At 39.6% G+C, this 24814-nt stretch carries 23 protein-coding genes and 1 pseudogene; 11 read left to right on the top strand and 13 right to left on the bottom strand.

Going from position 1 to position 24814, the window contains the following annotated elements; all coding sequences use genetic code 11:
• The first annotated feature begins 1 nt into the window (after position 1).
• Positions 2-661 carry an SOS response-associated peptidase family protein gene (locus FTU77_RS03010; protein WP_180007386.1) on the top strand — a complete coding sequence of 220 codons (660 nt, stop codon included), beginning with the start codon at positions 2-4 and terminating at the stop codon, positions 659-661.
• Between the two features lie 21 nt (positions 662-682).
• On the opposite strand, the gene FTU77_RS03005 is transcribed toward FTU77_RS03010, so the two are convergent.
• On the bottom strand, positions 683-1147 hold the full coding sequence (locus tag FTU77_RS03005; protein ID WP_180003047.1) for a MarR family winged helix-turn-helix transcriptional regulator: 465 nt from the start codon (positions 1145-1147) through the stop codon (positions 683-685).
• A 617-nt stretch (positions 1148-1764) separates the two neighbouring features.
• Here FTU77_RS03005 and FTU77_RS03000 point away from each other — a divergent pair.
• The 3 genes from FTU77_RS03000 to FTU77_RS02990 all read left to right on the top strand — a co-directional run bounded on the left by FTU77_RS03000 (position 1765) and on the right by FTU77_RS02990 (position 4966).
• Positions 1765-3285, top strand: a complete 1521-nt coding sequence (locus FTU77_RS03000) for a transporter associated domain-containing protein (RefSeq protein WP_078193645.1) — start codon at positions 1765-1767, stop codon at positions 3283-3285.
• Between the two features lie 381 nt (positions 3286-3666).
• Positions 3667-4395, top strand: a complete 729-nt coding sequence (locus tag FTU77_RS02995) for a hypothetical protein (RefSeq protein WP_180022471.1) — start codon at positions 3667-3669, stop codon at positions 4393-4395.
• A gap of 19 nt (positions 4396-4414) precedes the next feature.
• On the top strand, positions 4415-4966 hold the full coding sequence (locus tag FTU77_RS02990; RefSeq protein WP_180054549.1) for a DUF3828 domain-containing protein: 552 nt from the start codon (positions 4415-4417) through the stop codon (positions 4964-4966).
• Positions 4967-5060: 94 nt separating this feature from the next.
• Here FTU77_RS02990 and thiM read toward each other — a convergent pair whose 3' ends face one another.
• The 3 genes from thiM to FTU77_RS02975 all read right to left on the bottom strand — a co-directional run bounded on the left by thiM (position 5061) and on the right by FTU77_RS02975 (position 7511).
• Positions 5061-5930, bottom strand: a complete 870-nt coding sequence (gene thiM, locus FTU77_RS02985) for a hydroxyethylthiazole kinase (RefSeq protein WP_180054547.1) — start codon at positions 5928-5930, stop codon at positions 5061-5063.
• A gap of 11 nt (positions 5931-5941) precedes the next feature.
• Positions 5942-7099 carry a hypothetical protein gene (locus FTU77_RS02980; protein ID WP_180054545.1) on the bottom strand — a complete coding sequence of 386 codons (1158 nt, stop codon included), beginning with the start codon at positions 7097-7099 and terminating at the stop codon, positions 5942-5944.
• Positions 7100-7247: 148 nt separating this feature from the next.
• Entirely contained in the window at positions 7248-7511 is a 264-nt protein-coding gene (locus FTU77_RS02975; RefSeq protein ID WP_078193641.1) for a hypothetical protein, read from the bottom strand.
• 494 nt (positions 7512-8005) lie between these two features.
• Between FTU77_RS02975 and FTU77_RS02970 the strand changes: the two genes are divergently transcribed.
• From FTU77_RS02970 to FTU77_RS02945, 6 genes and pseudogenes are all read left to right on the top strand, one after another.
• A complete protein-coding gene (locus FTU77_RS02970) occupies positions 8006-8281 on the top strand; it encodes a hypothetical protein (protein ID WP_078193640.1) in 276 nt (91 codons plus the stop codon).
• Between the two features lie 353 nt (positions 8282-8634).
• A complete protein-coding gene (gene pepN, locus FTU77_RS02965) occupies positions 8635-11244 on the top strand; it encodes an aminopeptidase N (protein WP_180054543.1) in 2610 nt (869 codons plus the stop codon).
• 348 nt (positions 11245-11592) lie between these two features.
• Entirely contained in the window at positions 11593-11805 is a 213-nt protein-coding gene (locus FTU77_RS02960) for a hypothetical protein (RefSeq protein ID WP_180003031.1), read from the top strand.
• Between the two features lie 225 nt (positions 11806-12030).
• Positions 12031-12807, top strand: coding sequence for a Rossmann-like and DUF2520 domain-containing protein (locus tag FTU77_RS02955; protein WP_180054541.1), 777 nt, complete (start codon positions 12031-12033; stop codon positions 12805-12807).
• Between the two features lie 62 nt (positions 12808-12869).
• Positions 12870-13553, top strand: a complete 684-nt coding sequence (locus tag FTU77_RS02950) for a class I SAM-dependent methyltransferase (protein WP_180054539.1) — start codon at positions 12870-12872, stop codon at positions 13551-13553.
• A 214-nt stretch (positions 13554-13767) separates the two neighbouring features.
• Positions 13768-15356 (top strand): annotated as a pseudogene (locus tag FTU77_RS02945) (GMC family oxidoreductase).
• Positions 15357-15486: 130 nt separating this feature from the next.
• Here FTU77_RS02945 and trmB read toward each other — a convergent pair.
• The 3 genes from trmB to FTU77_RS02930 form a co-directional block, all read right to left on the bottom strand.
• Complete coding sequence (gene trmB / locus FTU77_RS02940) at positions 15487-16203, bottom strand: tRNA (guanosine(46)-N7)-methyltransferase TrmB (RefSeq protein WP_180023891.1); 717 nt, start codon at positions 16201-16203, stop codon at positions 15487-15489.
• Between the two features lie 175 nt (positions 16204-16378).
• A complete protein-coding gene (locus FTU77_RS02935) occupies positions 16379-18319 on the bottom strand; it encodes a sensor histidine kinase (RefSeq protein WP_180054537.1) in 1941 nt (646 codons plus the stop codon).
• A gap of 289 nt (positions 18320-18608) precedes the next feature.
• Positions 18609-20051, bottom strand: a complete 1443-nt coding sequence (locus tag FTU77_RS02930) for a SulP family inorganic anion transporter (protein WP_180054535.1) — start codon at positions 20049-20051, stop codon at positions 18609-18611.
• A 215-nt stretch (positions 20052-20266) separates the two neighbouring features.
• Between FTU77_RS02930 and FTU77_RS02925 the strand changes: the two genes are divergently transcribed.
• The gene (locus FTU77_RS02925) at positions 20267-20878 is read left to right on the top strand and encodes a glutathione binding-like protein (RefSeq protein ID WP_078188886.1); all 612 of its coding nucleotides are present in this window, start codon (positions 20267-20269) and stop codon (positions 20876-20878) included.
• 66 nt (positions 20879-20944) lie between these two features.
• Here the strand turns inward: FTU77_RS02925 and FTU77_RS02920 are convergent, their stop codons facing one another.
• From FTU77_RS02920 to FTU77_RS02895, 6 genes are all read right to left on the bottom strand, one after another.
• Positions 20945-21517: a hypothetical protein gene (locus tag FTU77_RS02920; protein ID WP_180054533.1), complete on the bottom strand. Its 573-nt coding sequence runs from the start codon at positions 21515-21517 to the stop codon at positions 20945-20947.
• A 181-nt stretch (positions 21518-21698) separates the two neighbouring features.
• Positions 21699-22484 carry a thiazole synthase gene (locus tag FTU77_RS02915; RefSeq protein ID WP_180041316.1) on the bottom strand — a complete coding sequence of 262 codons (786 nt, stop codon included), beginning with the start codon at positions 22482-22484 and terminating at the stop codon, positions 21699-21701.
• A 12-nt stretch (positions 22485-22496) separates the two neighbouring features.
• Entirely contained in the window at positions 22497-22694 is a 198-nt protein-coding gene (thiS, locus tag FTU77_RS02910) for a sulfur carrier protein ThiS (protein WP_111885686.1), read from the bottom strand.
• Between the two features lie 57 nt (positions 22695-22751).
• Complete coding sequence (locus FTU77_RS02905; protein WP_180054531.1) at positions 22752-23117, bottom strand: DUF423 domain-containing protein; 366 nt, start codon at positions 23115-23117, stop codon at positions 22752-22754.
• 169 nt (positions 23118-23286) lie between these two features.
• A complete protein-coding gene (gene rpoH / locus FTU77_RS02900) occupies positions 23287-24156 on the bottom strand; it encodes an RNA polymerase sigma factor RpoH (RefSeq protein ID WP_078188879.1) in 870 nt (289 codons plus the stop codon).
• Between the two features lie 142 nt (positions 24157-24298).
• Positions 24299-24493, bottom strand: a complete 195-nt coding sequence (locus tag FTU77_RS02895) for a sulfurtransferase TusA family protein (protein WP_078189214.1) — start codon at positions 24491-24493, stop codon at positions 24299-24301.
• Positions 24494-24814 lie beyond the last annotated feature (321 nt).

The following is a 24814-nucleotide window of genomic DNA, read 5'->3' as shown; positions in this document are numbered from 1 at the left end:
TATGTGTGCCAATTTCAAACCGATTACCTTAGCGCAATTAAAGTCGCAAAACTTGCCTGAAATCAGTTTTGAATATCCTGAGGAAGTCTATCCAAATTATGATTTACCGCTGCTCTTTAAGTCTGAGCAAGGGCTAGAGTGGCGAAAAGTGGGTTTTGGCATGGTGCCTAAATGGGCCGAAGACAAATCTATTGCACTAAAAACCTATAATGCCCGAAATGAAACTTTGTATCAAAAGCCGTCTTTTATCAATGCGATCTCAAAATGTAAGTTTGGCGTAATTCCAGTGTCTGAATTTTATGAGTCTATGTATATCGACAATAAACCGCAGCGTTGGAGTGTTAAACGCAAAGATGGAGAAGCGTTTTATATCGCTGCCTTATATGACATTTGTCGGCAAGGTGATGAGATTGTACGTTCTGCAACCATGATTACGATGGATGCTATCGATCATGAAATGATGAAACACTTTCATGAGCCAGGAAATATAAAACGCTCGGTGATTGTGATTCCGCATGCGCGATTAGAGGAATGGTTAAGCTGGAAATCACCCAATATCCAAAGTTTTGTACAGGGTTTTCCCGTTGATGAATTTGAATGCGCGCATGCACCTAAAATAAAAATCGAAAAAATCAGTCCCCAACTGAACTTTTTCGATTAATACTTCGGTGATGCAGAATGCTTAGCGCGCTAAGTTTTTGAAGATGTGCTTTAAGCTTTCCATGGTTTTTTCAATTTGTAGCGGTGTTAAGCCTTCAAAAGATTGCTCGAGAACGACATTCGTTAGATCGTTAATCTTCTGCGTCATTGCAGTGCCTTTATCGGTTAACACGACGCGGGTAATACGCGCATCATCTTCACAAGAATAGGTATCTACTAAGCCTTCATCTTTTAAGCGATAAACAATTTTGGTTGTCGTCGACATTTTAGACACGACCATTTCAGATAAATCCGAAACGCTCGCATGTGGCTTAGACTTGAGTGCGAGAAGGATACGGCGACGTGAATTATCAACACCATATTTTTTCAACGCATGGTCAACGTTTAAAACGTATTGAGCATGAACCTGAGTGACCCAGTAGAAAGGAAAATTTTCTAAGCTAAAGTCATCGGTGGATGGTAAAAATTTTGAATACTTTTTTGTCATGAAGAAGTCCCCTGAATATTTGTTTTAATTTTATTTAATGTTTTAACATTCTATTGAAAAATAGAGGGTAATAGCAAGAGTTCACAATAAAAAAATAGAAAGTAGAAGATATCTCATTTTTAGATTATCTTAATAGATTATATTGATATTCTGTCCAAGCGATTAAAAAAGAATAAAAGTAATTTTTGCTATAGAGAGATAGTGTAGTGAAATAAATAAGTTTTTAATTCAAATTGAATATTAATATATTTTACCAAAAGGTTGAAATAAATAATTCATTAGATTTGTCATACAATCTTATACAACGCATTTAATAATATTTAATTAAAAAGTTAGATGAAATCAATCTTTTTAACAGCGTTGGCATGTATCTATAAAAGTCAGTATTACGATCTAGATTTATATTTGATGTAGCCCATTCAATCGGCAACGCATTAAGCGCTTTTAACATTTTGTCATATTGTTGATGCGAAAAAATATGCTTGAATACATTACAAATGCGCAAGATTATGCATAATGGAATGGTCTATAGTTACACAGGTTAAATTTATGGATCCGTCGCCGTGCGTTGGTCTGATTGAAGATATTCTTACAATCCAGAATGAGGAAGAGAGCTAATGGAATTTTTGTTAGATCCCGGAATCTGGGTTGGTTTACTTACATTAATTATTTTAGAAATTGTACTAGGGATTGATAACCTAGTCTTTATTGCCATTTTGGCAGAAAAACTCCCTCCAGAACAACGTGATAAAGCCCGTGTACTTGGTCTTTCACTCGCATTATTTATGCGATTAGGATTGTTATTTGCAATCTCTTGGTTGGTCACGTTAACAAAGCCCCTGATTACCGTTTTTGATTGGACATTCTCTGGTCGAGATCTCATATTATTGTTCGGTGGATTGTTCTTAGTCTATAAGGCGGTCACAGAGCTGCATGAGAAATTAGAAGGTAAACCGGAAGTTCAAGTGACAACAAAAGTGGCATATGCCAGCTTTACAGCAGTAGTTGCGCAAATTGTTGTCTTAGATGCGGTTTTCTCTTTAGACTCTGTCATTACAGCGATCGGTATGGTCGACAACATTTATGTCATGATGGCTGCAATGATTGTGGCAATGGCAGTGATGTTACTTGCATCTAAACCGCTAACGGCTTTTGTAAACCGACATCCGACCGTCGTGATCCTATGTTTAAGCTTCTTATTGCTTATCGGTATTAGTTTGATAGCAGAAGGTTTTGGTTTCCATATTCCGAAAGGCTATATCTACTCAGGTATTGGTGTTGCGATTGTCATCGAAGCCTTTAACCAGTTTAGTCAGCGTAATGCTCAAAAACACGAAGCGAAAATTCCATTACGCCACCGTACTGCGGACAGTATTTTAAAGCTGATGGGTGGGCGCTTAGAAGCCGATCAAGTCGGTAATCAAGCGCAAGAAACCTTTGCAGACGAAGAGCGTTACATGATTGGTGGTGTATTGACGCTTGCAGAGCGTTCAGTTGCATCGATCATGACTCCCCGTAATCAAATTTCTTGGGTGGATTTAAATGACACACCTGAGCAAATTCGTGAGCAAGTCCTTTCAGTGCCGCACAGTTTATTCCCTGTGTGTCGTGGTAGCTTGGATAAAGTGATTAGTATTGTCCGTGCGAAAGAGCTTATTGATGTTCTAGATAGTGAAGATGATCTAAAAGCATTGATTAAACGTCATCGTCCGATCTTTATTTTCCAAAAGATGAAGGTGATTGATGCGATTAATACCTTGCGTACCTCTAAAGGCTCTTTGGTACTGGTTACGGATGAGTTTGGTGCGGTACAAGGTCTGATTTCACCACTCGATGTGTTTGAAGCGATTGCTGGTGAATTCCCTGATGCAGATGAACAACTTGATTTGATTAAAATCGATGATGAACATTGGAAAGCTTCAGGCATGCTCGATCTGTATCAGTTAGAACTTGAATTGGAAATGCTGGATTTGATCGAAGAAGATGATGGTTATATCAGTGTTTCAGGTCTTATTTTAGATCAGACCCACGGCAATGTAGAAGTCGGTACTGTGGTTGATTTTAAAGGCATTCAATTTAAAGTCACGGCAATGGATGAAAACCGCATTAAAACGGTTGATATCTATTACCAGGCCTAATGCTCAAATATTAAAAATGACCCTAAGACAGCTTTTCGAAGCTGTCTTTTTTGTATGACTAGAAAGTATAAGAAATCCTATATAACAGGGGCTGCAATTCACGATGTTAAAACGTATCATATTTACATGATGTAACAGTCAAGGAACGCTATATCTTTTGAGTTATTAGATGGCTAAAACGGTTCAAAAGTAAGAAATATTGATAGGGTTGATTTTAAAAAAGCATGAGGTTAAATAGCGATTCATTTTTAACTTGGGGTTTTAATCATCATTGATGATCTATGAATAATTTTATTTCATTTAAATACCGCTTCGGAAAACTTTATAACTAGGTACTTTGAAGAAATTCAAAGTTAATCCATTAAAAAAATGGGTGTTGGTATGGCGATCACTGAGAATATCATTGATTTTAGTAAACTCACGACTGAAGAAAAACATGAGTTGTTTCAACGGCTCTGGGAGTTTGATCAATGTATTTTCCCAACTTCTAAGATTGAGCAACTCTATCAATACATGCATGACCCCGATATTGTTGCCTTACCAATCATTCAGTATTTTGAACAGGAAAAACTGATTGGGCAAAACATTGTGCGTATATTAAAAATTATGCATAACAATCGGCCGATTTTTATTTTTAATTCACGGGCAGGGGTATTGGTTGATTATCGTCGGAAAAACCTGACCTTAAACTCGGCGATTAAAGTGGCAATGCAGTATCAGATTCGTTTTCCAGCGATTCCAATGTGGTTTGTGGCTACATTGGCACAACCAAAGGTATATACATTATTTGCCTCGCGCTCTGTTAAGTTTTATCCAAGACATGGTGTCCCGATGCCCACAGAGTATATGGATGTTTTAAATAGTTATAAAATCCGTCAGCATGATGTGCAGCATCGGGCTGAGGATATTTTTGTTCATCGTTGTGATTTACCGAAGGTGACGCCTGAGCAATTGGTTCGGCTACGGAAAAAATCTGATGAACATGTTCAATTTTTTATGCAGCACGTGCCAGATTATTTTGATGGCATGGGGTTAATGTGTATTTGTAAATTAAATGTTTCAACTATTTTTGAAGCAAGTATGAATCTGGCAGTTGGGCGGGCAGTTTAATGACGGACATGGATGTGTTATGCGACAAATGACGATATATCGATTATTCGGTTTCGGCGCGGCAATCTTTTTAACGGCTTGTCAGCCAGCAGAGCAAAAAGTACAGGAGCAATCGCAGAAATGTGTTGCACCGGAAAAACTGGTCAAACAAATTTATGACCAAGAGTTGAAGTTACATGCTTTGAGTAAAGATCAACTTACTGCCTATTTTGAGCCATCGTTAGCGGAACGTATGCAAGAAGAAATTAACTGTAAGCAGTCGCAACAAGCGTGTAATGTGGATTTTGATATTTTCACGGATAGCCAAGATCCGCAGCAAGATTCGAAAAAAGGCGTTCAGCCTAAACTGAGTTTTGATGAAAATAAAAACGTCGTTCGTGCTGAGTTTAAAATTGGCGATGAAGCCAAAGTATTAAATTATGAAATGAGTGATGGCGACTGTTCAAAAATCAAAAATATTGTTTATGCGGGGGACTATGACCTCGACATGATTTTGAGTAATCCAACAGAAACGATCGAAGATTCAGAAATGTTTGATGCTAATGCTGCAAGTGACAGCACGGCACAGTAAGCTTTTGACGCGTTCTAATTATAAAAAACAGCGTGAAACCCTGAACAGCTTGAGTCTTTTACTCAAGCTATTTTTTTCTCAAGCTATCGTAGCTTCATAGTGCATAAATTTGCATGTTGGCAAGTTGATTGAAATCATCTTCATTGAGATTATAAATTTCATCTAAAAATGCAACATTAAAACTGCCGACACTTGAGCTAATTTCATAGGCTTTTTGACCCGCAATCGCAAAGTGCAAATGTGCTGCGACCGTGCCAGCAGTTAGTGATTCACTTACGGCGCAATAAGCTGCTGTTAGCGCACCTAAAGCGCAGCCAGAAGCCGTCACTTTGGGTTGTAAGTAAGACCCACCATTAATCTGTATCACTGCATTCATTTCTTTCGATAAGATGAAATCTGATTCGCCTGAAATTGCCACACATTCACAGTGTTCTAACAAGGGCACAGCATTTAAATAAATCTCGGCACTATTGAGCGTGCTATCGACACCGCGGGATTCACCTTGATTACCTGCAAGACAGCTGATTTCTGATGCATTGCCGCGAATAATACTTGGCTTGTATTGGAGTAATTGGTCAACCATTTCAGATCGCCACGGCAAAACGGGGCCATAACCGACAGGGTCAAGCACCCAAGGTTTATTTAAATTTTGTGCTGTTTGTGCAGTAATTTGCATGGCCTGCATTTGTTCAGACGTTGGCGTACCTAAATTGATATTCAATGCACTGGCAATCGAGGCAAAGCTTTCGGCTTCAAAGGGATTGTCAATCATTGCAGGAGAAGCACCCGCAGCCAAAAGGACATTGGCGACATAATTGCTCGCAACTGCATTGGTGATGATGTGCACCAAAGGTTGTTTGGATTGAAGTTCAATCCACGCATTAATGACGCTTTGCAAAAGCGGGCTATTTAAGTCAGTCAATTCACTGTTCATGGTCGTTTCAAAATTTTCAGATTGATTCATCGGTTTCTCCCTTAGCGGGTGAAGTAATGGTCTTGATGTTTACAATTACGGCAGAACAGGGTCACATAATCTGCGGCATCATAATCGACAGAGAGCTCTTGTGAACCACAGTACATGCAGCGCTTTGTGGAATAAAAATTTAAGCGAGGTTCGATTTTTTTCCAAGCATGGCGTATCGGTTGCACAAAGATACTTTCATCGAGTCCTAAAAAGTGAAAGAGCAAAATTTCACTCATTTTACTAAAGGGGAGTTGTGGCGGACGAGGTAGAGTAAAGGTTTCCCATTTTTCCTGTAAGCCACGTTCACGATATTGCTGTAAGGTCTTTTTTAACAGATTTGTATTAATGAAATTTTCATTACGCACTTGCAGAGCTTTTTGTTTATGTAGGTATTCGAGTGCTGACTGAATCATATAGTAAATCTGCCCAACCGCAAGATGGTCGAGTAGGCGATAACAGAACACTTGAAAGCTTTTATTCCCTGCAATTTGAATGCCCCATGTCTTACAGTAAAACTGCATAAATTGCACAATTTCTTGAAACAGTAGGAGATACAAACATTCTTTCACTTCGTCAGCGCTTTTAAACGGGACACCCAAGGCTAAATTTTCATAAAACCAATGGCGGAGTTGCTGCGCTACGCTAAAAAGACTGGGCTCCGAATAGCCATCCAGACGGACATTGATATAAAACTGTTCAGCTTGTAGCGCATCATCTTTCACAATCAAAATTTGCTCATGCACGAGATGCTTTTTGAGTGATTGTTGGAAGAAATAATTCGGGCTGATGTTATGATACTTAATAGCGTCCCAGTCGATAAATTCTTGATGCGCCGTATGTTCTTGGACGTGATTATCCAATAAAGCCAGCAAAAAGAGTTTCTGTAAAAAACTCAGTTCACTTAATTCACGTTCAACGATATCTTTATTTTTGAGTTTACGCTGTTCTTGTAAACGGGTTTCTTTCAGTAGTTTTTTTCGCGCAGCCTGACAGTTTTCACAATGACAGTTGTATTGCTGTTCTGGAAATATTTGATGATGACAGTGGCTACACTGATAAAAATTAAATTCTTGCTCATCTAATTTTTCAGCATCTACCCAATACATTGATGCACGACACAACGGGCATTGCGTACTTTCATCCATTTGTTTGCGTAGAATATTGAACATGTTGCCAGCGTTTCTTGAAAGGTTAAATTGATTATACACATCTCTGTTTGAAGACGGGTTTGCAATTTCAGTTGCGGCAGCTCAGGCGATATGTCGACAAATAAAAAAACTGCATAGTGATGATGCAGCTTTTAGTCAGAATGGATTATTAATAGGCGGCTGGGCATGGGATCGATTCGTCCTCCTCTCCAAGTTGTTTGGCTTGTATTAAAGCTTGCACTTTTTTAGACGCGACTTTTTTAGTGCCTAATGCACTATATGAGTTAAGTAATGAACTGACCTCAAAGGCTTTGAGTGGAATCCCTTCGCAAGTCATAAACATTGCAATTACTTGATGGTCGATATTTGCAGCATCAAGCGCTTGCAGGGTCTTCATATTTTCAATACGGATGATGTGTTCTTTAATAAACATAATGCACCTCTTTTTGTTTTAGCCTGATGATTTTGCTTTTGGCAATTAAGTAGATGCAAAACGCATGCTCAAATGTTTTGAGTAGACATTTTAAAGCAGATAAACTTTATAATTATTTACTAAGATATTGAAAATAAATTATTAATTTAAAAGTAACAAAATAATATTGATGCGTATGGCTATGTCTAATGAATTCTCAAAATGCTTAAACTGTTGAAAAAGAAACATCTTGGTGCATGGTTTAAACAGAAGTATGCAATCAAATCCAAATTAGAAGACTGAGATTATTTGAGAGCTTAGGTGCTTTTTGGAGGGAATCGTCTAAGCGATTGGATTTGAAAAGTATATTTGTATATATTGAGCTTATAATTCTAATGATCTTAACTTGCAGGACTGAAACAAAGCGGAATCTACTGAAATTGATACATAGTATGATTCAGCTGGATTTCTAAAGGTTTTGATCTTTTTTTATCCTTTCTTTGTATGGAATACATATGTCAGACGCACTTAAAAACAGCAATATCACCCGTATGCAATTATATAAGCAGCCACAGGGTACGGTTGGTGCGCTGATTATTGGGCATGATCAAACACTGGAAAAGACGATCGAGTTATTGGGCCTGGCGCAGCAACATCAAGTATCTAAAATTTATGTGGCGGGTGCGACGGAAGAAATTCAGCAATTCCTCACCTCAAAAGTCACGGCATTTCAATTTTACTTTGCTGCAGACTATGACAGCGCACTCGATTTAATTTTTGCAAATCAATAATCCTCTAAGTCTTAAGCAGGTAAGTTTGAGCGCAATAATTTGAACGTACAGATGGATTAAGCACCTGTACTTTCTCTGTCTAGTATATAGGCGCTTTATTTATTTTAGGTAGATAAAAAATTTGCACATTGTTATAGCTGTACTCAACTCAGGCATTTATTTTGCTTAAACATGGCGAAAATATGTGCCAGCCTTTAAATTATTCTATAAAGATGATTGAAAACAACATGCGCTGAGCCCATATATAAATCATTGTAAATGCGAAGACAGCTTATGCATCTTGTCGTATGATCAAGTCATTCACAATGTGTTCAAAAAGCTGATGAAGCAATAACTAAGGAATAGGACGAGATATGAATATTGCGGCAAATCCAGTGGTCGAAGCAGACCAAACTGTTTATTTAAAAGATTATCAAAAACCATCATTTGTCGTAGATAGTATCGATCTTGATATTCAAGTCTTTGATAAGCATACGAATGTAAATGCAAAATTAGTGATGCAGCGTCAAACGGCTGGAGATTTGGTGTTATTGGGTCGTGATTTGGAACTCAAATCAATTCGCTTAAATGGTCAAGTTTTGCCAGCAGATGCCTATGTTGTAGATGCAGAACAACTGGTGATTTCAAATGCACCTGACCAAGCTGTCATTGAAACCGAAGTCGTGATTCATCCTGAAAGCAATACTCAACTCGAAGGTTTATACCAAGCGGCAGGCGATTTATTCGTTACTCAAAACGAGCCTGAAGGCTTCCGTAAAATTACCTATTATCCTGACCGTCCAGATGTGTTGTCGGTATTTACCACACGTGTCGAAGCGGATAAAAAATTCCCTGTATTACTTGCCAATGGTAATTTGATTGAAGCGGGTGAAACCGGTGAAGGTCGTCATTATACCGTTTGGCAAGATCCAACCAAAAAACCATCGTATCTATTTGCTTGTGTGATTGGTGATTTGGCAGTACTTAAAGACACTTATGTGACGTCTGAAGGTCGTAATGTTGCTTTAGAAATCTATGCAGAAGAAAAAGACATTCCAAAATGTCATATTGCCATGGAAGCTTTAAAACATTCGATGCGTTGGGACGAAGAACATTATGGTCGTCCTTATGATTTAGACAATTATATGATCGTGGCAACCAGTGCATTTAACATGGGTGCAATGGAAAACAAAGGTTTGAATATTTTCAACACCTCTTGTGTGCTTGCTGATGAAGAATACACCACTGATGCTGCGATCATGCGCGTTCAGTCTGTGATTGCACATGAATACTTCCATAACTGGACGGGTAACCGTATTACCTGTCGTGATTGGTTCCAACTCTGCTTAAAAGAAGGTTTGACGGTATTCCGTGATCAGTCGTTCTCAGAAGATTTACAATCTGCTGCGGTACAACGAATCGATGACGTTGCTGTGTTAAAAGCTCATCAGTTCCCAGAAGATTCAGGCCCGCTTTCACATCCACCGCGTCCAGATCATTTTGTTGAAATTAATAACTTTTATACCGCAACTGTGTATGAAAAAGGTGCGGAAATTAACCGCATGATGGCGACACTCTTGGGCAAAGAAAAATTCCGTGCAGGTACTGACGAATATTTCAAACGCCACGATGGTCAAGCTGTGACTGTTGAAGATTGGGTAGCAGCTCTGACAGCGGGTTCTGGTGTAGATTTGTCGAGTTTCTTGATTTGGTATAACCAACCGGGTACACCAAAACTTGAAGCAAAAGGTGAGTACGATGCTGCAAATCAAACCTATACTTTAAGCTTGAAACAAAGCTTAAAAGCTCATCCGAAATATCCAAATTTAAAAGCTGTGCCTATTCCTGTGGCTTTGGCATTGTTTGATGCGACGAGTGGTGAACAGTTAGTTCTCAGCTCAGATGCATTGGTTGAAAATGGCATCAAAGATGGCGTGTATTTATTTGATACCGATACTGCAACCATTACATTTAGCGGTGTAAAAACTCAGCCTGTTGTTTCTTTACTACGTAACTTCTCTGCACCTGTTAATCTTGAATTTAACTATTCAGATGAAGAGCTTGCATTCCTTCTGCAGTATGAAACCAATGGCTTTAACCAATGGCAGGCGGCGCAGAGCCTGGTCGAAAACATTCTGCTGAAAGATCATGATGCGCAAATTTATTTAGATGCGATCAGTTCGCCTAAGCTGCTGCCTCAATTGGTCTGCAAAGATCCGTTATTGGCTTCACGCTTGCTGGATGTTCCGGCTGAGGGCTATTTGGGCAGCCGTATTGATGAGAACTACAATCCAGCCATGATCCAAGAAAAGCGCAATGCTTTACTTACCGCTGTTGCATTGTCATTTACCGGTTTCTGGAAAAATATTTATCAAACATTAGAAGCGCCTGCAGAGTTCAGTCAGGCAATGGGTGTGCGCGCGCTGAAAAATATCGCTTTGAATATGATGGCGCGTCAGGGGGATAAGTCAGTATTTGATTTAGCCTTTGAACAGTTTAAAACCACGCAAAATATGTCTGAACGCCTTGGTGCTTTAAAAGTATTGGTTTGGAATGATGCACCACAAGCACAGCAAGCTTTAGAAACCTTCTATACACGCTTTAAAAATGAAGCTTTGTCGATGGACCAATGGTTTATGTTGCAAGCGGCTCATCCGAAAGCAACTGCGGAAACCATCAAAGCACTTACTGCTCATCCTGACTATGACTTGAAAGTACCGAACCGTATTCGTGCGGTTACAGGCGGTTTAAATAGCAATCCTGTTAATACATGGAGCTTTGGTGTGCAGCACATTGTTGAATTGGCAAAATTCCTCGATGAGAAGAATCCAATTGTCGGTTCACGGTTACTGCAAATTTTGTCCCGTTGGTACACTTTGGCAGAACCGCAGCGTAGTGAAGTCAAAGCAAAACTTGAAGCACTTAAACCTGTTGTGAAATCGAAGAATGTGTCAGAAACATTAAACAGTATGTTGAGTGTTTAATCGTTCAACCACATTGTACGATTGATTTGAGTTAAATCAGTCGTACTGAAATGAGCCTATTGCCATGGCTATGGCAGCAGGCTTTTTTATATCCAGTCTTTTTTATATCCAGTCTTTTTATCCAATCTTTAGCTAGGATTGAAAATCAATCATGTTTAGATGACTGGAACTGAATGATTTTCTCTAATTATTCATTTAAATTGCATAATAATTGCAATACAAATCACATAATGGCGTTACAATGATTTCGGTTTATCCTATTTATAACTGTATGCGGTAAGGCATCCAAGTTTATGAATGTTTAGATATTTTTATCTATTTCATTATGCAAGATTTTTGAGGCGAGTCATGTTAGTTAAGGTTGATGATGGTTTTTATTTAAACTCACATCATATTATTGCAATTCGGATTAATAGAGATTTGCTTGATACCTTTGTTGTTTCGGTAGAATACACACCGAACAGTGTGCAAAACACAGGTGTATTTGAAAAGAAATTCAATGCGCGCCGTGACGCAGAACAATACCTACAGACTCTGAATCAAATCATTGGTAAATCGTAAAAGCTAAAGTGCATATCGAATATTGTCTAGATTGAAAGCGATATGATATGCATTAGACTTAGATTGACGTCTAGCAAAAGGGATGAAACGCATCCCTTTTTTTGTGCTTATCTGAGCGAAACTAATGTGAAGAATTGAAAATAAATCATTCTATCGATACAACTCGATTTGCACGTCCGATATTTTCCTGACATGCTGTAGCCATCGAAAATGAGTTAAAACTATATGCGAATCAGTATTGTGGGTGCAGGTCGTGTTGCACATCATTTGCTCAAAGTACTTCATCCACAACATCACATTGTGCAAGTTTATGCGCGAAATCTTGATAAGGCAGAAAAACTTGCAGCAAGTGTAGGTGCCGAAGCCATTCATACCCCAAATAAGTTGAATGCTGAGACTGATCTTTTGATCATTGCGGTGAGCGACCAATCGATTGCAACCGTTATTCATCAAGTGAAAGCTTATTTGCCACAAGTTTTGATTGTGCATACGTCAGGTAGCACCAATATCACGGTACTGACCCAACAGCATTCGCGAGCAGGGGTGTTTTATCCTTTACAAACCTTTAGTTTAGATCGAGATGTGGACTGGATGTCGACACCGATCTTTGTAGAAGCGGCCGACTCTGCAGATTTGACGACACTTACAGATTTAGCAAACAGCATTAGCCAAAGGGTTTATCAATATGATTCGGCACAGCGCTTGAGTCTGCATCTTGCTGCGGTGTTTGCCTGTAATTTTAGTAATTATTGTTATGACATGGCAAAGCAGATTGTTGATGCAAAACAAGTCGAATTTAGCTTACTTTATCCTTTGATTTTAGAGACAGCCAATAAAGCTACTCAGGCTGAACCACGTAACATGCAAACAGGCCCTGCAATGCGTGGGGATCAAAATATCATGCAGATGCATGCCAATATGCTTGAGCAAGCTGATCAAGTCGATCTGAAAGCGGTCTATGAAATGTTGAGTCAGCAGATTCTTGGGCATCATCAGAAATAAACAATCCATATAGAATAATGAATATTTATTAGCTTAGACATACATGTCAAACAGGATGTTACATGGCAAAAGATTTTAATAGCCCACAAGTGGTCGAAAGTTATGATGCACATATACGTAAATTAATTCCCGGTTATGAACTTGTCCATCAACAGATTCAGGCGGTGTTAAATTGCTATGTCGCTGAAGATGCCCATGTACTGATTATTGGATGTGGGACGGGCTATGAATTGGGCTATCTCATGGCCTTGAATCCAACATGGTCATTTACCGTTACAGAATTATCTGAAAATATGCTGAATCAAACACGGCAAAGTGTTGAAGCTGCTGGACAGTTGCATCGCGTCAAATTTGTTTTGGGCAGTCACACTACTTTTGAGCAGGCGAGTTGTTTTGATGCGGCGCTGAGTATCTTGGTGACGCATTTCATTCTGTTGTCAGAGAAAACTAACTTTTTAGCAAAAGCTTTTGAATTGCTTAAACCGCAGGGCATTTTTGTAAGTTTTGACTTGATGCAAACTCATTCGCGTTTTGAGCAGCATATACTGCCTGAATTTTGCCAAATGCAAGGTTTATCTGCTGCGCAAGCGACAAAAATGATGCAGCGTTTAGAAGATGATTTTGAACTGATTAGCCAGCAGCACTATCAAAGCTTACTGACGGAAATAGGCTTTGATCAAATTTATTGTTTCAGTCAAATCTTTAGCTATGCAGCTTACAGTGCATTTAAAACGGCTATGGATTAAAAGAATAAAGACCAAGTTTGAGTGTATTAAGTTTATCGATCATTTTCACCGATATAGTTACTACGTTGCATGAGTGAAACTTGCATCAAAATTTTGATCAATAGTCTTATTTTTCTTGCTCGGTATCGCGCTCATTATTTTAAGAAAGAAACTTTTCTGTCAGCGTTAAATCCATTATTGTACATTTATAAAAATAATCAATTGGATGAAAATAATGTCAAAAATGGAATTTGATTACATTGTGATTGGTGGTGGAAGTGCGGGGTGCGTACTTGCTGCACGCCTCAGTGAAGATCCACATATATCTGTGTGCTTATTAGAAGCAGGTGGGCAAGGTGATCAGTGGACGGTCAATATTCCAGCTGCATGCGTGGTGAGTTTACCGACTAAGTTCAATAATTGGGCCTTTGAAACTGTGCCTCAAGCTGGCTTGAATGGTCGTAAAGGCTATCAACCACGTGGAAAATGCCTTGGTGGTTCATCGAGTATTAATGCCATGATTTATATTCGTGGACATAAAAATGACTATGATCAATGGGCGGCACAGGGCAATACTGGCTGGTCATACGACGAGGTCTTGCCATATTTTATTCGCTCGGAAAATAACAACCGAATACACAATGAATTTCACGGTAATGACGGCCCTCTTTCCGTCACAGATGTACAAAGCGATAATATTTTCCATCAACGCTATACCGAAGCGGCTCGTGCACAAGGTCATAAAGTCCTTGATGATTTTAATGGCGCAGAACAAGAAGGCTTAGGGATTTATCAGGTAACACATATCAATGGAGAGCGTTGTAGTGTGGCGCGTGCTTATTTGTTTCCGCATTTAAACCGACCAAATTTAACTGTATTGACCAAAGCAACAACGCATAAAATTACCATAGAGCATCAAGTCGCGACTGGCGTAGAAGTACAACATGCAGGGCAAATGAAACACTTAAAAGCCAGACGTGAAGTCTTGCTCAGTGCCGGAGCGATGCAGTCACCACAGATTTTAATGTTGTCTGGAGTAGGCGACCAGAGCGAACTCCAAGCTCATGGCATTGAATTGAAGCACCATTTACCGGGTGTAGGAAAGAACTTCCACGATCATCCCGATTTCATTTTTGGTTATAAAGTCAAAGAATACCAAGGCACATTTGGCGTGTCCTTACCCGGCTCAATTGATATGTGCAAGCAGATCAGTCGCTATCGTAAGGAACGGCGGGGCATGATTGCTTCAAATTTTGCAGAATGCGGTGGTTTTCTAAAGTCTTCACCCAATTTGGCAATACCAAATTTGCAATTACACTTTATCGTGGCGTTAGTAGATGACCATGCACGGAAATTTCATGCAAGTCATGGTTTGTCGTGTCATGTGTGTCTGCTCAATCCAAGAAGTCGCGGTACGATCAAACTAAGTGGTTCTAGTGTCAATAATCCATTATTGATTGATCCAAGCTTTTTAGGGGATGAACAGGATTTAAAGATTTGGTACAAGGCTTTAAGTTGATGCAGCAATTAATGATGTCGCCGTCTTTATCGAGTCATTATCAGCAAGATTTATTTACCTCACTGGTCAAAACGGATGATGATATACGTGCAATCTTACGTCAGCGTGTGGATACGGTTTATCACCCTGTCGGTAGTTGTAAGATGGGCGTAGATGAGATGTCTGTGATTGACCCTGAATTGAAAGTCTACGGCATTCAAAACCTTCGTGTCGTCGATGCATCTATCATGCCTTCTGTGGTAAATGGCAATACCAATGCACCGACAGTGATGATTGCTGAAAAAGCCGTGGATATGATTCGATAAAGTCAGCTCCAAGCGCAAGTAGCTTAGTGGTTATTCATTTTATGTGATTTGATACAACACAGATAAATCTTAGATCAAAAACAGCAATAAAAAACCACCGCTAACGGTGGTTTTTTGCTTCATTCAAAAATTAATATACTTTTTTGAAGATGAAGTCATTAATTTTATGGCCTGCTTCAATTCCGCGACGTTCAAACTTAGTTTGCGGACGCCAGTCTGGACGAGGGTAGCTATTGCCTTTACCTGCAAGGTTTTCAAGACGTGGACGTTCTTCAAGTACTTCGATCATCCATTCAGCATACGGTTCCCAGTCAGTCGCTGAATGGAATGTACCGCCGATTTCTAATTTTTCTTCAACCAATGGCATACGGTCATGAGATACAAAACGACGTTTGAAATGACGTTTCTTCTGCCATGGATCTGGGAAGTATAATTGCACAGTGTTAATACTGTTGTCTGGCATTTCACGTAGCACTTGGATGGCATCAGCATCCAATACTCGAAGGTTAGTTAAACCTGCAAGACCGGCTTCATACACACATTGAGCGATACCCGGAACATGCACTTCAATGCCGACAAAGTTTCGCTCTGGGTTTGCTTTTGCCATTAGTACCAAAGAGCGGCCCATACCAAAACCGATCTCTACAGTTAATGGGCGTTCAGGGTGCTCAAAATGCTGACGTAAATCACCAACAGGGTATTCCAAAATTAGATGACCATATTGTTCCAGCGCAGTACGTTGCGAAGTATTAAGTGGCGCAGAGCGGCGCATAAACGTCACGATTTCACGGTGTTCGTTTAGGTTATCCAGATCTACAGCGTGCTGGTCTAATTGATCGTTCGACATAACTTTGGCAAATGTAAAAAATTCGAATGCGGTATTTTAAGTCCTGAGTTGCACAAGTCAAATTTTTTACCGTGAATATATCCGCTTTTTACTCAATATCACCGACTGAAGCCGTGCTGAGCATTTGCAATGTACAGTGAATTACTTAGCTCAAAAGTCATGAATTAACATTAACCTAAGCAGTTTTTTCATCAAGATCTTCACTGTCAGCACCATCAGGATTAAATGGCAAAATGGCCTCAAGAACGGTATAACCCGGCTGTGACTGTATTTTAAATTCACCACCGATACGATGGATTCGTGTTTGCATACTATGTAGACCAACATGTAGACCTTGTTCAACATCATTAGGGTTGAAGCCTATACCATTATCTTCAATTCGTAATATCAGTTGAGTCTCTGTTTCGCACAAACTGACTTGAACTTTGCTAGCCTGACTATGCTTTAGAATATTGGTCAGGGTTTCTTCTGCGACACGAGTCAAATTGAGACATTGGGTCGCAGAGGGTGAGTGAATCCATTCGGTAGCAATTTTCCAGCTCGAGCTCATGTCTAATTCTTCAAAGAGCTGTACAAAGCGATGGCGAATCGGCGCCGCCCATTCGATCGGGGTGTCTGGAACTTTCGTCCCTATACTTGAACCCGAATCGATAACTTGTCTTAAATCATTACGGAACAGTTTAAGCATCGACATGATTTGTGGTTTTTCAATTTTGTCATTTTGTTCTAACAGTAAAATTGAACGGACAATTGATCCGCCTAAACCATCATGTAAGTCATGAGATAAATGAATTCGTTCTTGAAGTCGTGCATTTTCAAGCGCGAGTTGATGTTGTTGACCAAGTGAGGTAGCGAGTTTCAGTTCAGCTCGTTGTACATTTTCAGTTAAGGTCTTATTAAAACGCTCAATTTGACGGGTGTGTCGAGCTAAACGCAAAGCCAGTACGCCGCCCAAAACGAGGGTGGTTAGTGGGCCAGTATATGGTGAGAGCGCATGGCCTTCCATGGTCATCATAAAGTGCGCATCATGTACCGCAATTGGTAAATAAATCAGATACAGCGTTGCAAGCAAATAGGTTTCAGCCATTTTGGCTTTATACGCCAAGTACGGATAGCTAATACATTTGGCCACAAAGACCAAAACAAAGAAGCTAAAACAAATTTGGATGACGGTCTTTAAATAAGCCTCTGGTGCAAAACCGATACAGAGTGCTGCGATAGTGGCAAGGCTTAATAACAGCTTTTGAATTTTCGGGAAAGGATGGTTTGCAAAATACCACGCACCAATACAGCCAAAAACCGTATAAAAACAGAAAATGATATTTTGTAGGCGGTCGACCTGTACGGTGGTTAGAAATGAAATTGGCCCATTAAAAATAATACACAGGCTATAAAATACCCAAGCCATGCCTGTGATGGTTAACCATAAGTAAGCTCTTTCATTACGATTGGCGAGCCATGCTAAAAAAAAGAACACAGCCACGACGAAATTAATCATCGTATTGAGTTCGCCTAATTGTCGTTGTTCGAGTAACCAAATTTTAAAGGTGTCATAGACTTGCTGGTATTCCCCAATTTGAACTGAACTGAGTCCTGATTTTTGGGTCACCGAACCATACACTTGCACCCAAATGGTATTTACACCTTGCTTTAAACTCGAGCTAGGCAAGTTCAATAGTCTAGGTTGATGTTGGCTTCGTGAAAAATGTTCTGCTGAAATATAGTCTTGCCAAAGTAGGGCATCGTTGATGTACACCCGTCCACTTTGGGTGATGCCTTGTATGGCGATAGCAATGGGTTGATTTAACTGATGGAGGTCACAGTTTAACTTAAATTGGATTTTGTACCAAGCGATACCATGATAATCCGGCCAACGTTTATTCCAAGTGTCTGGAAGCTTTTGCAGATTTTGCCAGCCTGTACGTGGGCGCTCTTGCTCGACAGCACTTTTAGCTGTGGCAATATGGGTGATTTCAACAGGACAATGACTACTTGTGATCTGTGGCGTGGGATTGGCAAAAGTGGGTAAAGCGATACAACATAGCAGGCAAAATAGACTCGCTAAAATCAGCAGCCGATTTGCTTGAATGCAGTGTCGTGACCAAAACCATACCATCAAAATTCCCCCAATTTTGTGTATCCATAATTTAAAAAAATAAATAGAAAGTCACATCAAATCTTTGTTTAATTTTTGATAGTTATAATTTTATGAGATGAATTATACAGTTAAATCGAATGAATGGTGAATTTTTCTCTTTTTTATAGGCTTAGTATTTGATGTAATGTCATTACAAATGAGACTTTGATTATTGAAACCCTTTGCTATATACATCCTGCATAGGGTTTCAATAGGTCACACTTTATTGAAAATTGATTTGAATCTAAGTGAATACTTCAAAAGTCCATTAGTCACTGACACGGTCAAGTAAAGTGCTACTTGCTTCATTTAAGCCAAAAACCTCTACTTGAATCTGTTTTGACTCAAATTTTTGTACGACATTCTTCAAAATATTAACGGAAGTAATATCCCAAATATGGGCATGGCTCAGATCAATTCGCACTTGACTAACCGTCTCCTGAAAATCAAAAAATTGATAAAAACTCTCAGAGTTACTAAAGAAAATTTGCCCATAGACCGTGTAACTACGGATGTTGTTTTTAAGTTCTGATGTAACTTTTACCGAGCTTTCCAGTTGATTGATAATAAACAATGCAGAGAGGAGCACGCCGACCAATACGCCAAGCGCCAAGTTATGTGTTGCAAGCACCACGATCACCACAGTAATCATCACGACATTAAAAGACATTGGATGCTTTGAAAATTGCTTGACTGAATTCCATTGGAAAGTGGTAAACGATACCATAACCATAATTGCGACTAAGGCAGCCATTGGGACATAGGCCAACCAGTCTTTTAAGAACACCACTAAGCACAACAAAAATACACCTGCAACCAAAGTGGAGAGGCGAGTTCGCGCACCAGAGCTGACATTAATAATCGACTGACCAATCATGGCACATCCAGCCATGCCGCCCATAAAGCCACTGACAATATTGGCAATCCCTTGACCACGACATTCCTGATGACGATCTCCTTCAGTTCCAGTGACTTCATTGATCACTGTCGTGGTCATCATGGTCTCTAATAGTCCAACTGTTGCAAGGGTGATGGAATAGGGAAAAATAATCGTGAGGGTTTCAAGATTGAAAGGAATTTCAGGAATCAAGAAAATAGGTAAAGTCTCTGGAAACTTACCCAAATCACTGACAGTACGCAGGTCAGCACCTAAAAATAATGCCAAGCCACTGAGGACAATAATGCAAATCAGCGGTGATGGAATGGCTTTGCCAATTTTAGGTAGATATGGAAACAGATAAATAATTGCAAGCCCTAAAAGCATAAACACATAGCCCAAACTATCCATCTTTGACATTTCAGGTAGCTGCGCGAAAAAAATTAAAATCGCGAGTGCATTTAAGAAACCATACACCACCGACTGCGAGACGAAGCGCATAAGTTTTGCGACTTTAAAATAGCCCGCAATAATTTGTATGACACCAGTTAAAACCGTGGCAGCCAAAAGGTATTGCAAACCATGATCTTTGACCAATGTGATCATAAGTAAGGCCATCGCACCCGTAGCAGCCGAAATCATTGCTGTACGACCACCAAAAAAGGCAATGGTGACGGCGATACAAAACGAAGCGTACAAACCAACCTGCGGATCAACCCCAGCGATGGCTGAAAAGGCGATCGATTCTGGAATTAGCGCCAGTCCAACCACCAAGCCTGCAAGCACATCGGTACGAATATTGGAAAACCATTGTTCTTTTTTAAGTTGTAACACGGTAACTTTTCATCAAATCTTAAACGCGGCTATGTTAAAACAACTGAGTATAAAAATGCATAACAGATTGACTTGAAATCTTCTTGATTATGGACAATAGTCAATGAGTATATGTGTTTCAGCATTTACGCTTTTTTGCAATTTACAGGTTTGATCACTTGAAAGTTTGACAGAAGAGATTTAAAACATTGAATAGTACATAACAAGGATCAGATATGAAGCTTTATTATTCTCCAGGTGCATGTTCATTAGCATCACATATAATTTTAAATGAAATTAATGTCGATTTTGATTTGGTCCGTGTTGACCTAAAAAACCATAAAACAGAAAAAGGGGTGGATTATTACGAGATCAACCCAAAAGGTTATGTACCTGCATTAGAAATTAACCCAGGTTTGATCCTGACCGAGAACGTGGCCATTTTACCGTTTCTTGCACAGCATGATCCAAAACAAGACTTGATTCCGCCATCAGGTTTAGGTCGTGCCAAAGTTTTAGAATGGCTTGGCTATTTGAACTCAGAATTACATGATGCTTATGCCGTATTCTTTGGTGCTCCACTAGATGCAGACGCTAAAGAAAAAGCCTATGCAGAAATTGATCGTTTATTGACATATATCGATAAAGCGATTGGTGAATCGGATAACGATTATTTAGTCGATGATAACTTCGGCCCAGCGGATGCCTATCTCTTTGTACTGACAAATTGGTCAAATGGCATCGGACATGATTTAACGCCATATAAAAATATCATTGCATTACGAAACAAAGTTGCAGAGCGCCAATCAGTTCAAATTGCGATGCGTGATGAAGGATTGATTCCTTAAGTTGTGTATTCAAATTGAATTAAAAAAACCGCCGAAATTGGCGGTTTTTTATTGCTCAGGTTTAGCTTAATACTCGAACTGTGTATAGAAATCATCAAAGTTAATATTTTTAAGCGTCAGTTGCTTCGGTGCTTTGAAGGTTGACCATTTGGTCTGAGTTTTGGCATCTTCAAACATATTACCGCCTACAATTTCCTTACGTTTTAAGGTCGAAAAATTATAGCTTTTCGATGTTTCTTCACCAGAAGCTCGGTGAAAGCTATTGTAGTCAAAACCAATCAGATCAAAGTGTTGATTTTGCCAACGGAAGGTATAACTATGTCGGGGCCATTCCCAGCCACCACAAGCCATAAAATAACTAAAATGAACGAGTAAATTGCCTTTACTGATTTGGATGTCTTCTGCTTCAGCAAGTGGGTCAAGTAAGCATGAATTGGGCTGCTGAGCGACTGGGATGCTGTTGTTTTCAACGATACGTTGATATCCCTTTGCGGTTTTAAAAAACACGATGAGTTTTCGTGGATGGTTATGAACGACTTTGCCATCGTCATCATAGGTCGCTACATCGACTTTTTGCTTTTCCACGATCATCGCAATATCTGGCATTTGATCTTTGTTTAGGTCGCCAGTCGTAGCCATCAAAATGTTCCAACCTGGAGGCGCAGGTGATTTGGCTGTGCTCGGCACTTGGGCAGACAACCAACTAGATGCGGCACAAAGACTCAAAGTACAAAATATATGGGATATTTTCATTATTATCAGGTTTGCAAAATCAAAAAAAGGACTCAATAGAGTCCTCTTTTATACCGTGAATGAGTTCTTATTTAAAGAAGTATCCAGTTTCAGGTGAACTGGCATTTGCCATGCGTTTACGAGGCATACGTCCTGCTAGGAAAGCTTCACGACCTGCTTCAACTGCTTTTTTCATCGCTGAAGCCATCAGAACAGGGTTTTGTGCAGCTGCAATTGCTGTATTCATTAATACGCCATCACAGCCCAATTCCATCGCTATCGCTGCATCACTTGCTGTACCTACACCGGCATCGACCAAAACAGGTACTTTGGCGTTGTCTTTAATGATCGAAATGGTGTGTGGGTTGAGAATACCTAAACCTGAACCAATAAGACTACCTAAAGGCATAATGGCTACACAGCCCATGCTTTCGAGTTCTTGTGCCACAATTGGGTCATCTGAGGTATAAACCATGATTTCAAAGCCATCGTCAATCAATGTACGTGCAGCTTTTAAAGTCTCGGTAATATTTGGATATAAGGTTTTCTCATCGCCTAAAACCTCAAGTTTAACCAGATTGTGACCATCTAATAGTTCACGCGCCAACATGCAAGTACGGACCGCACTGTTCGCATCGAAACAACCTGCTGTATTTGGCAAGATTGTATATTTTTCAGGTGGAATTACAGAAAGCAAGTTTGGTTGGTCTGGATGTTGACCAATATTCACACGGCGAATGGCAACGGTCACAATTTCAGCACCACTGGCTTGAATGGCCTGGTCAGTTTCCGTTAAGTCCTTGTACTTGCCTGTACCAACTAAAAGTCGTGAATTAAATGTACGTGAACCAATGATTAGGGGTGTATCTTCCATGGGAGCTCCATTTTAGCCGCCACCTACGGCATGAATAATTTCAATATGATCTTGCTCTGCAATTGGGGTTTGTTCCAATTTACTTTTCGAGATGATCATTTCATTTTTTTCAACAGCGAAGCGTTTGCCTTCCAGTTGTAATTGTTGAACCAATTGCAAGAGGTTGACACATTCGGTTTGTGTAGCTTCGCCGTTTAAATAGATTTGCATTTTTGGATTCCGTTCTTGCTGCCTTACCTATTGAATAAGGCCAAAATCTGTTGTTAATTATTTTGCGTATTTAAATGCATTCCAGGCCAATATGAGCCATCCAGCAATCATCAACGCTCCACCAATCGGGGTAATTGCACCGAGACCACGTGGTAAGCCTAGAGCCATCACATATAAAGAACCACAGAAGAAGAAAATACCAACTTGTATAAGGAGGAAACTAGCTTTTATTGGAAGTTGGGGAATGACTTTGGATAAGATCGCGAGGGCAAGTAAGCCTAGTGCATGGTAAAAGAAATAGTCCGTTGCAGTTTGCCACCAAGCCAATTGGGCTTCAGTCGCGCGCGCTTTTAATCCGTGTGCACCAATGGCACCAAGCATCACAGCAAAAGCTAAGTTAAGTGCGGAAATGGCAATCCACATGTGCATTCACCTTAACAAAATTTGCGCATAACCATAGCATATTTAGCGCGCAGGGTTAAAGCAAAAATGCCCAAAGTTTTTGTGTTGTAGTTTGTCATTCAATACTATTCAGACATAAAAAAGAGCATCGAAATGCTCTTTTTTAGGATGACTAGGAAAAGCTTTCAACTTAGTTTGAGGACATTGCGACTTTAATTTTTTCCATCGCATTTTTTTCTAACTGACGAATACGTTCAGCAGATACATTATATTCCGCCGCCAATTCATGCAGCGTCGACTTTTCGTCATCTAACCAGCGACGTTGTAAGATGTTACGCGAACGGTCATCCAACTGATCCATGGCTTCATGTAAAGCTGAAGTGCTTTGTTCTTCGTAATCTTCATCTTCCGCTAAACGCGCAGGGTCGTAACGGTTATCTTCGAGATAAAGGGCAGGAGCGACATGGGTCGAACCTTCATCGTCATCATCACCTTGAGCTTCAAAGGCAGCATCATAAGCAGTTAAACGGCCTTCCATTTCCAAGACTTGTTCAGGTGTTACATTTAAGTCATTGGCAATCGACTGTGCTTCAGCCAAAGTTAATTTTTTAGATGACTTTTTTAAGCTACGTAAATTAAAGAATAATTTACGCTGCGCTTTAGTGGTCGCAATTTTGACAATACGCCAGTTACGAATCACATATTCATGAATTTCTGCTTTAATCCAATGCACAGCAAAAGATACGAGACGTACGCCCATGTTTGGGTCAAAACGTTTTACCGCTTTCATTAAGCCCAAGTTACCTTCTTGAATCAGGTCACCTTGTGGCAAGCCGTAGCCTGCATAGCTACGTGCGATATGCACAACAAAACGAAGATGTGACATCACCAGCATTTTAGCTGCGTCTAAATCTTGGTCATAATAATAACGTTCGGCCAGCTCTTTTTCTTGTTCGGCCGATAAAATTGGAATCTGATTAACAGTACTAATATAAGCACCAAGATTCACCCCAGGTGCCGATAATGACAGGGGCATCAATTGATTGCTGCTGTCACTCATGTTTTCTCCTTGAGAATTAAAATGGGTAAGCCCAATAACTAAGATTCATCTTAATCCAATATTTCCGTAAATTATGGAAAATTGGGTATAGAAATGTAAACTTTTATTCAATTATGAAGCAATTTAGTTTAACTGAATCTTTTTAAGATTCAATTAAGTAATGAAACTCAGAATCGGAAATTTTGCGCATTTCACAGTTTAACTGATGTATTTGACAGTATCGTGATACATCTTGTTGGCTGTGCGGATCGGATGACTTTAACAATAAAGATTGATCTGGACTTTTCTTTAAAGCTTTTTTGAGCATCAATAGTGGCATCGGGCAAGGTTTACCCATTGCATCTACAGTTAAAAGCGAATTTTGGCTGTCACTCACGAAGCAGATCCAACATGTTTACATTTCAATGGAAATATTAGCAAATACAGTGCCAAATCCCAACCTAAAATAGGTAAAAATCCTTTGTGATTTATAACTCAAACGATGTGAAAAAATAAGAATATTCAAAAGGAAAATAGATCAAAAAAATCTATTAATTGCGGTAAACCCGTGTTAAGCTCGTTGCGTTGTTAAGATTTTTGTTGGCTGTGAAGCCTCTTAACTCTTGATATATTTGGATGTAACCGGGATTTTGTTGATAGTTTTACAGAATGATTACAA

This window comes from Acinetobacter sp. YH12142, assembly GCF_013418435.1.
Lineage (GTDB): Bacteria > Pseudomonadota > Gammaproteobacteria > Pseudomonadales > Moraxellaceae > Acinetobacter > Acinetobacter amyesii.
Note: the sequence above shows the minus strand (reverse complement) of the source record. Positions and strands in the feature narration are given on the sequence as shown.

What these genes read in the sequence shown, in the direction of transcription:
- FTU77_RS03010 (WP_180007386.1), top strand. Translation starts at nt 2, where the DNA reads ATGTGTGCCAATTTCAAACCGATTACCTTAGCGCAATTAAAGTCGCAA.
- FTU77_RS03005 (WP_180003047.1), bottom strand. Translation starts at nt 1,147, where the DNA reads ATGACAAAAAAGTATTCAAAATTTTTACCATCCACCGATGACTTTAGC.
- FTU77_RS03000 (WP_078193645.1), top strand. Translation starts at nt 1,765, where the DNA reads ATGGAATTTTTGTTAGATCCCGGAATCTGGGTTGGTTTACTTACATTA.
- FTU77_RS02995 (WP_180022471.1), top strand. Translation starts at nt 3,667, where the DNA reads ATGGCGATCACTGAGAATATCATTGATTTTAGTAAACTCACGACTGAA.
- FTU77_RS02990 (WP_180054549.1), top strand. Translation starts at nt 4,415, where the DNA reads ATGCGACAAATGACGATATATCGATTATTCGGTTTCGGCGCGGCAATC.
- thiM (WP_180054547.1), bottom strand. Translation starts at nt 5,930, where the DNA reads ATGAATCAATCTGAAAATTTTGAAACGACCATGAACAGTGAATTGACT.
- FTU77_RS02980 (WP_180054545.1), bottom strand. Translation starts at nt 7,099, where the DNA reads ATGTTCAATATTCTACGCAAACAAATGGATGAAAGTACGCAATGCCCG.
- FTU77_RS02975 (WP_078193641.1), bottom strand. Translation starts at nt 7,511, where the DNA reads ATGTTTATTAAAGAACACATCATCCGTATTGAAAATATGAAGACCCTG.
- FTU77_RS02970 (WP_078193640.1), top strand. Translation starts at nt 8,006, where the DNA reads ATGTCAGACGCACTTAAAAACAGCAATATCACCCGTATGCAATTATAT.
- pepN (WP_180054543.1), top strand. Translation starts at nt 8,635, where the DNA reads ATGAATATTGCGGCAAATCCAGTGGTCGAAGCAGACCAAACTGTTTAT.
- FTU77_RS02960 (WP_180003031.1), top strand. Translation starts at nt 11,593, where the DNA reads ATGTTAGTTAAGGTTGATGATGGTTTTTATTTAAACTCACATCATATT.
- FTU77_RS02955 (WP_180054541.1), top strand. Translation starts at nt 12,031, where the DNA reads ATGCGAATCAGTATTGTGGGTGCAGGTCGTGTTGCACATCATTTGCTC.
- FTU77_RS02950 (WP_180054539.1), top strand. Translation starts at nt 12,870, where the DNA reads ATGGCAAAAGATTTTAATAGCCCACAAGTGGTCGAAAGTTATGATGCA.
- trmB (WP_180023891.1), bottom strand. Translation starts at nt 16,203, where the DNA reads ATGTCGAACGATCAATTAGACCAGCACGCTGTAGATCTGGATAACCTA.
- FTU77_RS02935 (WP_180054537.1), bottom strand. Translation starts at nt 18,319, where the DNA reads ATGGTATGGTTTTGGTCACGACACTGCATTCAAGCAAATCGGCTGCTG.
- FTU77_RS02925 (WP_078188886.1), top strand. Translation starts at nt 20,267, where the DNA reads ATGAAGCTTTATTATTCTCCAGGTGCATGTTCATTAGCATCACATATA.
- FTU77_RS02920 (WP_180054533.1), bottom strand. Translation starts at nt 21,517, where the DNA reads ATGGCTACGACTGGCGACCTAAACAAAGATCAAATGCCAGATATTGCG.
- FTU77_RS02915 (WP_180041316.1), bottom strand. Translation starts at nt 22,484, where the DNA reads ATGGAAGATACACCCCTAATCATTGGTTCACGTACATTTAATTCACGA.
- thiS (WP_111885686.1), bottom strand. Translation starts at nt 22,694, where the DNA reads ATGCAAATCTATTTAAACGGCGAAGCTACACAAACCGAATGTGTCAAC.
- FTU77_RS02905 (WP_180054531.1), bottom strand. Translation starts at nt 23,117, where the DNA reads ATGTGGATTGCCATTTCCGCACTTAACTTAGCTTTTGCTGTGATGCTT.
- rpoH (WP_078188879.1), bottom strand. Translation starts at nt 24,156, where the DNA reads ATGAGTGACAGCAGCAATCAATTGATGCCCCTGTCATTATCGGCACCT.
- FTU77_RS02895 (WP_078189214.1), bottom strand. Translation starts at nt 24,493, where the DNA reads ATGGGTAAACCTTGCCCGATGCCACTATTGATGCTCAAAAAAGCTTTA.